Genomic DNA, 11,830 nt, shown 5'->3' with positions numbered 1-11,830 from the left:
CCAGTCGCGCGCGAGAGCGGCAAGATCGGCTTCGCCTCGCTGCGGGCGGGCGGGGTGATCGGGGAGCATACGGTGCTGTTCGCGTCCGAGGACGAAACCCTGACCCTGAGCCATTCGGCCATCGACCGCAGCCTGTTCGCCAAGGGCGCCGTCGCCGCCGCCGCCTGGGTCCGCAGCCGCCGCCCCGGCCTGTACGACATGCAAGACGTGCTGGGTTTCCGTCAGGCGTGACGCCTGACGGGCGCTATCGCGCGTGACGCGGTCACGCGCTGCTTGAGTGCGATCTTCCCTTCTCCCCTTGCGGGAGAAGGTGGCAGGCGAAGCCTGACGGATGAGGGGTCGCGCTTCCAGCGGACCGGGGTATGGTCGCCCCATGGATACGCTTGCCGTTCGCTGGGCCCGGCTGGAACCGCGCATGACCGTCGTCGGGCCGGACGACGACCGGCCGCGGCCCGCCGTTCTGATCTTCCACGGCTGCGGCGGGCTGAGGCCGCATCTGCCGCGTTACGCCGAGGCCGCCAAGGCGGCGGGCTGGCGGGCCTTCATCATCGATTCCTACGGACCGCGCGGCTATGGCAGGGCCTTCGCCCTGACGGCGGTGTGCAGTGGTCTGGTGTTGCGCGGGTACGAGCGGGCCGGCGACGTGCTCGCCGCCATCGACGGAATCTCGCGCCGGGCCGACGTCGATGCTAGCGCCCTGGCCATCGCCGGCTGGAGCCACGGCGGCTGGTCGATCATGGAGGCGATGAGCGCCACGCCCACGCCGGGCGCCATGGGCGTGGCCGATCCGGGGGCCTGCGACCTGTCTGGCGTTCGCGCGGTGTGGCTGTCCTATCCCTATGTCGGGACCTTCGCCTTCAACCGGATGCGGCCGTGGCGGCATTGCCCGCGCGTGCTGGCGGTGACGGCCCGCCGCGACCATCTTACGACCGTCACCAACGCCCAGCGGATCAACGCCATGCTGGCGGACTGCGGCGCTGAGGTCGAAAGCTGGATCGCCGAGGGGACCCACGCCTTCGACGAGCCGACCGGGGCCGGGCCGATGCGGTATGACGCCGAACTGACGGATGAGGCCCTGCGCCGGTTCGGCGCCTTCCTGACCGACGCGGCCCCCCACACCTAGGCGGACTCGACCCGAACCTCGGCGCGGATGGAGTTGGCGATGTAACAGGCCGCGTGCGCGCGGTGATGCAGGTCGGTGATGGCCGCTGTGTCGGGGCGGACCTTTCCGGACCAGTCGATGGCGGGACGCAGCACGACCTCAATGATAGCGGTGCGGCCCCGCTCATCTTTACCCATCACGCCCACGGCGTTGTCCAGATACCGATCGACGACGAAACCGCCCCGGGCCGCAAAGGCGAGAAAGAACAGCATGTGGCAACTGCTGGCGGCGGCGACCAGCGCCTCTTCCGGATCGACGGCGGCAGGATCGGACATCGGCTCCGGCACGCTGGACGGCGCCGACGACCCGCGCACCACGGCGCCGCCGTCGAAGCGCCAGTCATGCGCGCGGTTGTAACGGTTATCGGCAAAGGGCTGGTCGTCCCGGCGCCAGTCCACGGTTGCGACATACTCAGCCATGCGGAGGTCTCCGGTTCAGTCGGTCAGAACGGTGTAGGCGATGCGGGTTCGGGTGCGGAAGCCCAGCCTTTCGTACAGACCGACCGCTGCCGCATTGTCATGCGCGGCATGCAGGAAGGGCGTCTCGCCCGCCGCCAGAATGCGCTCGGCCTGCAGCCGCATCAGCGCCGCCGCCAGCCCCTGCCCCCGGAAATCCGGATGGGTGCAGACGGCGCTGATCTCGATGAAGCCGTCCACGCGCAGCCGCTGCCCCGCCATGGCGATCAGCCGGCCGTCGCGGCGCAGGCCGATGAAGTCGCCCAGCGCATGAGTCCGCGCGCGATAGGGGCCGGGCCGGGTCAGGGTCGCCAGTTCCAGCATCTCGGCCGCATCGACCTCGCCCAGCGGCAGCACGTCCCGGTCGTCGCGCGTCCGGACGGCGCTCAGGGCCTGGCAGTGCATCTGCACGCAGACGATGCGGTTGGCGACCGTCACGCCCGCCGGGAACAGGGCGTCCATCGCACTGCCTTCGGCCTCGAACACGCCCGAGCCGGGATGGGCCGCGATCAGATCAGCCATGGCGGCGATGCTGGCGTCCGACGCATCGGCCCCGCCCAGGAAGACGCCCATGGACGGATCCAGTCGCACGGCGTCCGGCCCGCCCAGGGCCAGCGCCTTCTGACGGCCGGTCAGGGCGCTCCACACGGGTCGATCCAGCGGATGGTTCGGCGTCATGCGGGCGGACCTACGCCCGCTGTGGTTCCCGCGCCAGATGTCCGGCGAATTCGGCGACCGGAATCCGCCGGGCCCGGCTCAGGCGCGCCAGAAGCCGACGATCTTCTTGACCTCGTCCACGACCGGTTCGGCGACCTCGCGGGCGCGTTCGGCGCCGGCCGTCAGGGCGCGGTCGATCTCGGCCGGATCGGCCATCAGGCGGCGCATCTTGGCGGTGACGGGGGCCATGGACGATACCGCCAGTTCGGCCAGTTTCGGCTTGAAGGCGCCGAAGCCCTGACCGCCGAATTCGGCCAGAACCGCCTCGCGCGTCGTGTCGGCCAGGGCGGCGTAGATGGCTACCAGGTTCTTCGCCTCGGCCCGACCGTCCAGCCCCTCGACCGTTTCGGGCAGCGGCTCCATGTCCGTCCTGGCCTTGCGGACCTTGGCGGCGATGGTGTCGGCGTCGTCGGTCAGATTGATGCGCGACAGGTCCGACGGGTCGGATTTGGACATCTTGGCCGCGCCGTCGCGCAGGCTCATCACCCGGGTGCCCGGCCCCTGGATCAGCGGCTCGGGCTGGGGGAAGAAGTTCGGGACGCCGAAGTCGGTGTTGAATTTGGCGGCGATGTCGCGGGTCAATTCCAGATGCTGTTTCTGGTCCTCGCCCACTGGCACCTCGGTCGCCTTGTAGAGCAGGATGTCCGCCGCCTGCAGCACCGGATAGGTGTACAGGCCGACGCTGGAGCGCTCCTTGTGCTTGCCCGACTTCTCCTTGAACTGGGTCATCCGGTCCAGCCAGCCGAGGCGGGCGACGCAGTTGAAGATCCAGGCCAGTTCGGCGTGGGCCGGCACCGCCGACTGCGGGAAGATGGTCGCCCTGGCCGGGTCCAGACCGGCGGCCAGATAGGCGGCGGCGATCTCGCGCGTCTGGGCCGCCAGCTTCTCCGGGTCCTGCCAGACGGTGATGGCGTGCATGTCGGCCACGAAGACGAACAGCGGCGCGCCGCTGTCCTGAAGCGTGGTGAAGCGCTTGAGCGCGCCCAGATAGTTGCCCAGGTGCAGGGCGCCGGAGGCCTGGATGCCGGACAGGATGCGGCGGGGGCCGGCGTAGGGGGCCGGGGTCTGGTCAGTCATGGTCGTGGATCTCGGGACGAAAGGCAGGAGAAAGTGCGCGCACGGACGGCGCGGGAACGGGAAGGCGGAGGATCAGCCGCGCCATCGCCCGGCGGCGAGGAAATGTCCCGAACAAGCCATGCCCTCGCGCTTATCGCCTCGGGGCGCGAAGGGCAAGGCGGGCGCTGGATCAGCGGCCCCATCAACGGCCACGACGGATCAGGCCCTTCACCTCGGTCAGGGTGACGGCGCGAGTGGCGAAGGCCAGGGCGACATAGGTCAGGCCGCCGACCGCCACGACGGCCAGCAGGGTCAGCTCCTTGGCGCCGTGGTCGCTGCCGATGGCGCCCAGCATGTCGCTGACCGGCGCCTGCAGCCAGGGGCGCGCCCAGGAGGCGACGCCGACGACCAGCCCCAAACCGACACTGGCCAGGCCGATGCGGATCAAGCGCGACACGGCCGCGCCGCCGGGGCGGTAATGGCCGCGCCTCCACAGGGCGATGGCCAGCAGGATGACATTGCTCCAGGCGGCGGCAGAGACGGCGGCGGCGATGCCGGAAACACCCATGCCCGCCTTGAACAGGCCGATGGCCAGAAGGGCGTTCACCGCCACCGAGACCAGGGCGAAGGTCATCGGCGTGCGCGTGTCGCTGCGGGCGAAGAAGGCGGGCGACAGGATGCGGATCAGGACGAAGGCCGGCACGCCCCAGCCGAAATGCAGCAGGGCCCTGGCCGTATTGATCGCGTCGATCTGCAGGAAGGCGCCGCGCGTGAACAGGGCGTCGATCAGGAAATAGGGCATGGCCATCAGGGCCGCCGCCGCGGGCAGGGTCAGGGCCATGGACAGGACCACCGCCTCGTCCAGCGCGGCTTGCTGCTGGGCGTGGTCATGGCTGGCCACGGCCGCGGACAGGCGCGGCAGCAGGGCGATGCCGATGGCGACCCCGACCAGACCCAGCGGCAGTTGGTATAGCCGATCCGCTGTCGCCAGCCAGGTCCGGCCGCCCGCCACGAAGCTGGACAGGTTTCCCGAGATGAAGACGTTGATCTGTGTCGCGCTGTTGCCGATGGCGGCGGGCACGGCGGTGATGACGATGGCCTTCACCGCCGGGGTCAGGCGCGGCAGGGACAGGCGGATATTGGCCCCCGCCTTCCTCGCCGCCCACCAGCACAGGCCTGCCTGGGCCACGCCCGCGACCAGCACAGCCCACGACGCGGCATAGGCGGCGCCGACCTGACCGCCTTGGGCCGGGATGACGGCCGCCAACATGATGACGTTGAGCAGGATCGGATAGGCGCCCGAGACGATGAATCGCCCGCGTGCGTTCAGCACCCCCGACAGCAGAGCCGCCACCGCCATACAGGGCAGATAGGGCATGGTGATCTGGGTCAGAACGACGGCCAGCTTGAACCGCGCCGGATCGTCCAGGAAGCCGATGTTGATGACCGTCATCAGCCACGGCATGGCCAGTTGGGCGACCACCGTCAGCAGCACGGTGACGAAGGCCACGGCCGCCAGGGCGTCGGTCGCGACCTGATCGGCGACGGCCTCGCCCTCGGTCTTCAGGGTGCGGGCGTAGGCGGGGACGAAGGCGGCGGCGAAGGCGCCCTCGGCGAAGATGCGGCGGAACAGATTGGGGAAGCTGAGCGCGGTGTTGTAGGCGTCAGCCGCCGGGCTGGCCGAGCCGCCCAGCACCGCCGCGATCACCGTATCGCGGGCGAACCCAGCCAGCCGGCTGACCAGGGTCAGGCCGCTGAAGATGGCCGAGGAGCGCATCATGCCGCCGCCCTTTCGCGCCGTCGTGCCAGACGCGGAGGGCTGGACGATCGGCTCGACGGTGGCGTTCGCGGCCGGGACAGCGGCGGCGGGCTCGATGGGCTGGGGCGCCGGGTCTGCGGGGGACTTGGGAGGCTGGCTCACGGGGCGCCGGTTTCGCTCTCTGGTTCGCTCTCTGGGCAAGGACTGTCGTCAGCCTTAGCGTGCTTCCGCGCCGGACGATACGCCCCCTCCGGCGTCCCCACCGGCGCCGAAGTCCGAGACATCGCGGGCGCTGGCGCGAACCGGCTCGACCCTGCGACCCGAGGTGGCCATCGGCGCGCGATCCAGCACCGCCTCCAGCGCGGCGCGCAGGGGCTCCAGTCGGGCGGGATCAGCCATGACGTAGAAGCTGTCGACCGCCCGCTCGCCGAAGGTGGCGACATGGGCCGAGCGGATCGAAATCGATTGTCGGGCCAGCAGGCGCGCCAGGTCGGCCAGCAGGCCGGGCCGGTCGGCGCCCGACACCTCGATCAGCGATACCCCTTCGCGCGGGGCCGGGGCGATCAGCACCACGGGCCGGACCTCGAACGCGGCGCGGCGGGCGTTGACCGGGGTCTCTTCCGGCGGGCGCAACGCCAGTTCGCCGCGCGCGGCCGCATCCAGCGCCGCGATCAGCCGGGTCAGGCGACGCGGCTCGGCCACGCCATAGGGGGCGCCCGCCCCATCCTGAAGCTCGAACACATCCAGCGCCATGCCGTCATCGGCGGTGGCCAGGCGCGCACCCACCACGTCGGCCCCCTCCTGGGCCAGGGCGGCGGTCAGGTCGGCGAACAGGCCGGGCCGGTCGTTGGCGGCGACGGCGACGCGGGTCGCGCCCTCGCCCTCGACCGGCGGCGTCGCCGCGACAGCGGCCCCCTTGCGCCGCGCGCGCGCGACCAGCTCGGGCGCCTGGGCCATGGGATCGAGGCCCGCCAAGTCCTCGCCCCGGAACAGGGCCTCGACCCGTTCATAGAGGGCGCGCATCAGCTGGCCTTTCCAGCCGTTCCAGACGCCGGGTCCGACGGCGCGAATGTCGGCCACGGTCAGGATCAACAGGGTGCGCAACCGCTCCGGGTCTCCGACCAATCCGGCAAACGCACGCACGGTCGCCGGATCGTCCACGTCCCGCTTCTGGGCGTAGTCGGACAGGGCCAGGTGATGGCGCACCAGCCAGACCGTTAGCTCGGTGCGGCGCGGGTCGACGCCCAGCCGCTCGCACGCCCGGCGTGCGGCGATGGCGCCGTCCTCCAGCTGACCCCGGTCCCCGCCCTTACCCACGTCATGCAGCAGCATCGCCAGCATCAGCGCCTCGACATCGGCGATGCGGTGGACAATGATCGAGGCGGTCGGATGGTCGTCCGTCAGCTTGCCCCGGGCGATGTCGTTGATGATGCCGACGGCCTGCAAGGTGTGCTCGTCGACCGTATAGGCGTGGTACATGTTGAACTGGGTCTGACCGACGATCCGCCCCCATTCGGGCAGGAACCGGCCCAGCAGACCCGTCTCGTTCATGATGGTCAGGACGCGGTACGGGCGCTGACCATGCGCCAGCACATCCAGAAAGGCGCGCGCCGCGCGTGGGTCGCGCCGCAGCGTCGGCGTCACCAGCGGCAGGGCGCGGGTGACGGCGGAAAACGCCTCGGGATGCAGGTCCAGATCGTGACGATCCGCCTCGACGAACAAGGTCAGCAGCCGCACCGGGTCCCGGGTGAAGATCTCTGGACCGGCGATCGACAGGCGCCCGCCTTCGATGACGAAGCCGTCCGACAGCACGCGGCGACGGCGGCGGCCAGGCAGCAGCAGGCGTGACAGGCCGCCCGCCTGTTTCTGCTGGCGCGCCTCCAGCTGGGCGCTCATGGAGCGGGTCAGGGCGCCGACGTCGCGCGCATGCAGGAAATAACGCCGCATGAAGCGCTCGACCGCCGGTTCGTCGCCGCGCCCGCGCCAGCCCATACGCCGGGCGACCTGGGGCTGAAGGTCGAAGGTCAGCTTTTCCTCCGCCCGCCCCGCGATCAGGTGCAGATGCGCCCGCACGCGCCACAGGAAGTCGAACGCTTCCTCGAACGTGCGTCGCTCCCGGGGGGTGAGCAGGTCATCCAGCGCCGCGCCGCCCAGCGGGCTGTCCGGGGCCAGCGACCGGGCGATCCAGAACAGGGTGTTCAGATCGCGCAGCCCCCCCTTGCCGTCCTTGACGTTGGGTTCGACCTTGTAACGCACGGCGCCGGCCTTCTGGTGGCGGGTGTCGCGCTCGTCCAGCTTGGCGGTGATGAAGGGGCGCGGGTCGGCCTTGCGCACCGTGTCGCGAAAACGGGTGATGAAACCCTCGCCCAGGCCTGCATCGCCCGCCAGCAGCCGCGCCTCCAGCAGGGCGGTGCGCACCGTCATGTCGCGCTTCGACAGGCTGAGGCATTCATCAATGGAACGGGCGGCCGAGCCGACCTTAAGTCCCAGGTCCCACAGGACGTAGAGGATGAATTCGGTGACCGTTTCGGTACGGGCGTTCGACTTCCACGGCCGCAGGAACAGCAGATCCAGGTCCGAGAACGGCGCCAGCACGCCCCGACCGTAGCCGCCGACCGCCAGCAGGGCCATGCGCTCGGCCTCGGTCGGATTGGGCGCCGGATACAGGACCTCCGTGGTGAAGCGCCACAGGGCGGTCAGCATCTCGTCCGCCGCCGCCGAATAGAGCCGCGCCACCTCGACCCCCCCCAAGCCGCCATCCACTTTGCGGGCGGCGCGGGCGCGAGCGGCGTCGAAGCCCTCGCGCAGCACGGCGGCGACGGCCCCGCGCACGTCGGCGGCCTGGGCGGCGGCGACGAGGCGGGTGTCCAGTTCGGTCACGACCGGCTTAGCCCCTTCAGCCGATACAGCGCCTCCAGCGCCTCACGCGGGGTCAGTTCGTCGGGATCGATGGCGGCGACGGCGTCGTCCAGCGCCGACTTCATCGGCGGGGGCGCCGGCTCGGCCATGGCGAACAGAGGCAGATCGTCCAGTCGGGCGGTCGCAGCCTTTTCGCTTTCCAGCCGGTCCAGCACCTCGCGCGCGCGGCCGACCACGGCCGTCGGCACGCCGGCCAGTTTCGCCACCTGCACGCCATAGGAGCGGTCCGCCGCGCCGGGCGCCGCCTCGTGCAGGAAGACCAGCTCGCCGTTCCATTCCCTGGCCTTCATGGACAGGTTGCAGACGTGGTCCAGCCGTTCTTCCAGCCGCGCCAGCTCGTGATAATGGGTGGCGAACAGTGTGCGGGCGCGATTGGTCTCGTGCAGGGCCTCGGCCGTGGCCCAGGCGATAGCCAGACCGTCATAGGTGGCGGTGCCGCGCCCGATCTCGTCCAGCACGACGAAGCTGTGCGGCGTCGCCTGGGTCAGGATGGCGGCGGTCTCGACCATCTCCATCATGAAGGTGGAACGCCCCCGCGCTAGGTCGTCGCCGGCGCCGACGCGGCTGAACAGCCGGTCGACCACGCCCAGCCGCATCGAACGTGCGGGCACGAACGCCCCGGCCTGGGCCAGCACGACCAAGAGGGCGTTCTGGCGCAGGAAGGTCGATTTGCCCGCCATGTTCGGGCCGGTGACGATCGACAGACGCGAGGCGCCGACGCCGTCCCCGGCCAGCTTGCAGTTGTTCGGCGTATAGGGCGCACCCTGCGCCTTCACCGCCGCCTCGACGACCGGATGGCGGCCGGCCTCGACGGCGAAACACAGGCTGTCGTCGACGGCGGGGCGGACGGCCCCCACCTCCTGCGCCCATTCGGCCAGGGCGGCGTGGGCATCCAGCTCGGCCAGGGCCTCGGCCACGCCCTGCAGCGGCCCGGCCAGCCGCGCGACCTCGCGCCGCCAGCCCTCGAACGTCTCGCCCTCCATGGCCAGGGCGCGGTGGCCCGCTTGGCTGATCTTTGCGTCCAGCTCGGACAGTTCGACGGTGGTGAAGCGGACCTGACTGGCCAAGGTCTGGCGGTGGATGAAGGGGCTGTCCGGTCCGGCGCGCAGCAGGCCCTCGGCCGCCTTGGCGCTGGCCTCCAGGAAATAGCCCAGAACGGCGTTGTGGCGGACCTTGAACGGCACGCCGGATTCGGCGACGGCGCGGGCCTCCAGATCAGCGACCACCCGGCGGCTGTCGTCGCGCAGGGTGCGGGCGGCGTCCAGTTCGGGGCGGTGGCCGGGCCGGACATACCCGCCGTCGCGCGGCAGATGCGGCGGCTCGTCGACCAGTCCGTCGGTCAGATCGGCCAGCAGATGCGAGGTGTCGGCCTCCAGCGCCAGCCGGTCCAGACAGGCGGCGAGGCGCGCGCTGGGGCCTGTCAACGGATCGCGCGAGGGGGCGAACAGGCCGGCCAGCATCTGCGCCGTGGCCAGACCACTGCGGATAGCCGACAGATCGCGCGGGCCGCCGCGCCCCAGCGCCAGCCGCGAGGTCGCCCGCGCCACATCGGCGGAGGCGCGCAAGGCCTCGCGCAGATCACCCCGCAGATCGCGCCGCTCCAGCAGCCATTCGACCGCATCCAGCCCGTGGTTGATCGCCGTCGGATCGCGCAGCGGGCGCGAGATGCGCTCGGCCAGCGCCCGCGCGCCCCCCGCAGTGACCGTGCGGTCGATACAGTGCAGCAGGCTGCCGTCCCGCTCGCCCCGCTGGGTGCGGTCGATCTCGAGGCTCAGCCGCGTGGCCGGGTCGATAGCCAGAAAGCCGGTCTCGCCGCTGCGGCGTGGCGGGGCCAGGGCGGGAATTTTGCCCGCCTGGGTCGTCTCCAGATAGGCGGCGATCAGGCCCAGAGCCGAAACCTCGGCCTCTTCAAAGGCGCCGAAGCCGTCCAGCGCCGAGACGCCATACAGCCGTTGAACCCGGTCGCGTGAGGCGACGGGCTCCGCCAGAGCCTGGGGCATGGCCTGGACCACCCCGCCCGACCCATCCAGCGCGCCCTTCAGCGCCTCGTCCGAGAACAGGCGGTCGGGCACCAACACCTCTGACGGCCGGAACGCCGCCAGCACTGCGCCCAGGTCGGCCAGGTCGCAGGCGACCGAGTCCACCGCCCCGGCCGACAGTTCGACCACGGCCACGGCGGCCCGACCCTTGCGCACCGCCGCGGCGGCCAGCCGGTTGGCGCCGCGCGCGTCCAGCAGCGTGTCCTCGGTCAGGGTGCCGGGCGTCACCACCCGCACGATGTCGCGGTGGACCACCGCCTTGGAGCCGCGCTTTCTGGCCTCGGCCGGGTCTTCCAGCTGTTCGCAGATGGCGACCTTGAAGCCCTGCCGGATCAGCCGCGCCAGATAGCCGTCCAGCGCATGAACCGGCACCCCGGCCATCGGAATGTCCTCGCCCTGATGCTTGCCGCGCTTGGTCAGGGTGATGCCCAGCGCCGCCGAGGCGATCTCGGCGTCCTTAAAGAACAGCTCGTAGAAATCGCCCATCCGGAAGAACAGGATCGCGTCCGGCTGGCCCGCCTTGGCCGCCAGGAATTGCGCCATCACCGGCGTGGTGCCGGTGTCGGGCTTCAACTCGGCTTTCGGGGGATGAGACAGGGGGGCGTTCATGCGTGGCCGCAGGGTGACGGATCGCGCCCGCCGCCTCAAGCGCCCGCCTTGCCCTTTTCCCAATACAATGCGTGATTGTGCACGGGGAGGGCCTGTTTCGATGGCGAAGAACACTTACACGGCGCGGCCGATCGACCGCTTGTGGGGCGCGGTGCGCGGGTGGGCGATAGTCTATCTGCTGGCGTCCGGCGCGCTCGTGGCGGCGACGGGCTACCGCCTTTCGCTTTTGGCGGGCCTGCCGTCCGACATGGGCATGACCGAGATGGACGTCCTGCCGGGTGGCGATCTGGAGATGGTCGCGACCACCGTGGCCAGCCTGGTTTGGGTGCTGGCCTATTTCGTCGCCGGTTTCTTGACGCTCAAATGGTTCTACCGGGCGACGAACAACGCCAACGCCTTCAGCGCCGGGGTGGAGAATTCGCCAGCCTGGGCCCTGTGGGGCTTCGTGATCCCGCTGGTCTCCTTGTGGAAGCCCTATGGCGTCGCCAGCGAGCTGTGGCGGACCAGTCTGGCGCCGGATCGCTGGATGGGCCTGCGAGACCCGCTCATGATGCGCTGGTGGTGGGGGTTGGTCCTTGTCGGTAATCTGGCGCTTAGCCTCAGCAACCTCATGAGCAAGAACGCTATAACGGTGCTGGCGCTGATGCTCACCGCAGTGGTGACGATCGCGGGCACGGTGCTGCACATCGCGGCCGGCGTGCTGTTTCTGCGGATCGCCGGGCCAATCTCGGCGCGTCAGACCGAGTTGATCGGCGCCGGTCGCATCGCGCCGTCGGAGGCTACCCAACCCGCCTGGGCGCCCTGACGACTTGCGGCCACGCTTCGCACCTGCGAAAAGCGCGCCAAGGCGGTTAAGGGAACGCGGTCAGACACCGCGGCTGTGCCCGCAACTGTAGGCGGCGAGACTGTCGTCCGTCCGGGAGAGATCCCGGCGCCACTGAATCTTCGGGTTTGGGAAGGCGAGGACGAACGGTTGTTGACCCGCAAGCCAGGAGACCTGGCCGCCTGCGTCGCTCGTCCGCTGTCCGGGACCAGACAGAGGCGCGGGGACTGAACTGTTCCGTCGAAGCGACCCGATCCCTGCGCCGTCCGAGCCCTGCTCGGCGGATCGGTC

9 protein-coding genes and 1 riboswitch are annotated in these 11,830 nt (G+C 70.6%); of the genes, 3 read left to right on the top strand and 6 right to left on the bottom strand.

Annotation, left to right across the window (positions count from 1 at the left end; genetic code table 11):
• Both EON91_RS09885 and EON91_RS09880 read left to right on the top strand, forming a co-directional pair.
• A partial coding sequence (locus tag EON91_RS09885) for a dihydrodipicolinate reductase C-terminal domain-containing protein (RefSeq protein WP_292094087.1) occupies nt 1-231 on the top strand: 231 nt, incomplete at its 5' end.
• A 142-nt stretch (nt 232-373) separates the two neighbouring features.
• Nucleotides 374-1,123 (top strand): dienelactone hydrolase family protein, encoded by a 750-nt coding sequence (locus tag EON91_RS09880; protein WP_292094086.1) that lies wholly within the window; start codon nt 374-376, stop codon nt 1,121-1,123.
• Here the strand turns inward: EON91_RS09880 and EON91_RS09875 are convergent.
• The 6 genes from EON91_RS09875 to mutS form a co-directional block, all read right to left on the bottom strand.
• A complete protein-coding gene (locus tag EON91_RS09875; RefSeq protein ID WP_292094084.1) occupies nt 1,120-1,581 on the bottom strand; it encodes an OsmC family protein in 462 nt (153 codons plus the stop codon). The two genes, EON91_RS09880 and EON91_RS09875, sit on opposite strands and share 4 nt — an antisense overlap.
• Nucleotides 1,582-1,596: 15 nt before the next feature.
• Nucleotides 1,597-2,295 (bottom strand): GNAT family N-acetyltransferase, encoded by a 699-nt coding sequence (locus EON91_RS09870; protein WP_292094082.1) that lies wholly within the window; start codon nt 2,293-2,295, stop codon nt 1,597-1,599.
• Nucleotides 2,296-2,373: 78 nt separating this feature from the next.
• Nucleotides 2,374-3,411 (bottom strand): tryptophan--tRNA ligase, encoded by a 1,038-nt coding sequence (gene trpS, locus EON91_RS09865; protein ID WP_292094080.1) that lies wholly within the window; start codon nt 3,409-3,411, stop codon nt 2,374-2,376.
• Nucleotides 3,412-3,592: 181 nt separating this feature from the next.
• The gene (gene murJ, locus EON91_RS09860; protein ID WP_292094089.1) at nt 3,593-5,170 is read right to left on the bottom strand and encodes a murein biosynthesis integral membrane protein MurJ; all 1,578 of its coding nucleotides are present in this window, start codon (nt 5,168-5,170) and stop codon (nt 3,593-3,595) included.
• Nucleotides 5,171-5,365: 195 nt separating this feature from the next.
• Complete coding sequence (gene glnD / locus EON91_RS09855) at nt 5,366-8,029, bottom strand: [protein-PII] uridylyltransferase (RefSeq protein ID WP_292094078.1); 2,664 nt, start codon at nt 8,027-8,029, stop codon at nt 5,366-5,368.
• Nucleotides 8,026-10,716 (bottom strand): DNA mismatch repair protein MutS, encoded by a 2,691-nt coding sequence (gene mutS, locus EON91_RS09850; protein WP_292094076.1) that lies wholly within the window; start codon nt 10,714-10,716, stop codon nt 8,026-8,028. The genes glnD and mutS overlap by 4 nt, the downstream gene beginning before the upstream one ends.
• Nucleotides 10,717-10,816: 100 nt before the next feature.
• On the opposite strand from mutS, the gene EON91_RS09845 reads away from it, so the two are divergent.
• A complete protein-coding gene (locus tag EON91_RS09845) occupies nt 10,817-11,521 on the top strand; it encodes a DUF4328 domain-containing protein (RefSeq protein ID WP_292094073.1) in 705 nt (234 codons plus the stop codon).
• A riboswitch (cobalamin riboswitch) is annotated at nt 11,513-11,736 on the top strand. Its footprint overlaps the gene before it by 9 nt.
• Nucleotides 11,737-11,830: the final 94 nt, after the last annotated feature.

It is taken from the genome of Brevundimonas sp. (assembly GCF_004210735.1).
Classification (GTDB): Bacteria; Pseudomonadota; Alphaproteobacteria; order Caulobacterales; family Caulobacteraceae; genus Brevundimonas.
This window is presented reverse-complemented; position numbering and strand designations above follow the sequence as displayed.

What these genes read in the sequence shown, in the direction of transcription:
- mutS (WP_292094076.1), bottom strand. Translation starts at nt 10,716, where the DNA reads ATGAACGCCCCCCTGTCTCATCCCCCGAAAGCCGAGTTGAAGCCCGAC.
- EON91_RS09870 (WP_292094082.1), bottom strand. Translation starts at nt 2,295, where the DNA reads ATGACGCCGAACCATCCGCTGGATCGACCCGTGTGGAGCGCCCTGACC.
- murJ (WP_292094089.1), bottom strand. Translation starts at nt 5,170, where the DNA reads ATGATGCGCTCCTCGGCCATCTTCAGCGGCCTGACCCTGGTCAGCCGG.
- EON91_RS09845 (WP_292094073.1), top strand. Translation starts at nt 10,817, where the DNA reads ATGGCGAAGAACACTTACACGGCGCGGCCGATCGACCGCTTGTGGGGC.
- trpS (WP_292094080.1), bottom strand. Translation starts at nt 3,411, where the DNA reads ATGACTGACCAGACCCCGGCCCCCTACGCCGGCCCCCGCCGCATCCTG.
- EON91_RS09880 (WP_292094086.1), top strand. Translation starts at nt 374, where the DNA reads ATGGATACGCTTGCCGTTCGCTGGGCCCGGCTGGAACCGCGCATGACC.
- EON91_RS09875 (WP_292094084.1), bottom strand. Translation starts at nt 1,581, where the DNA reads ATGGCTGAGTATGTCGCAACCGTGGACTGGCGCCGGGACGACCAGCCC.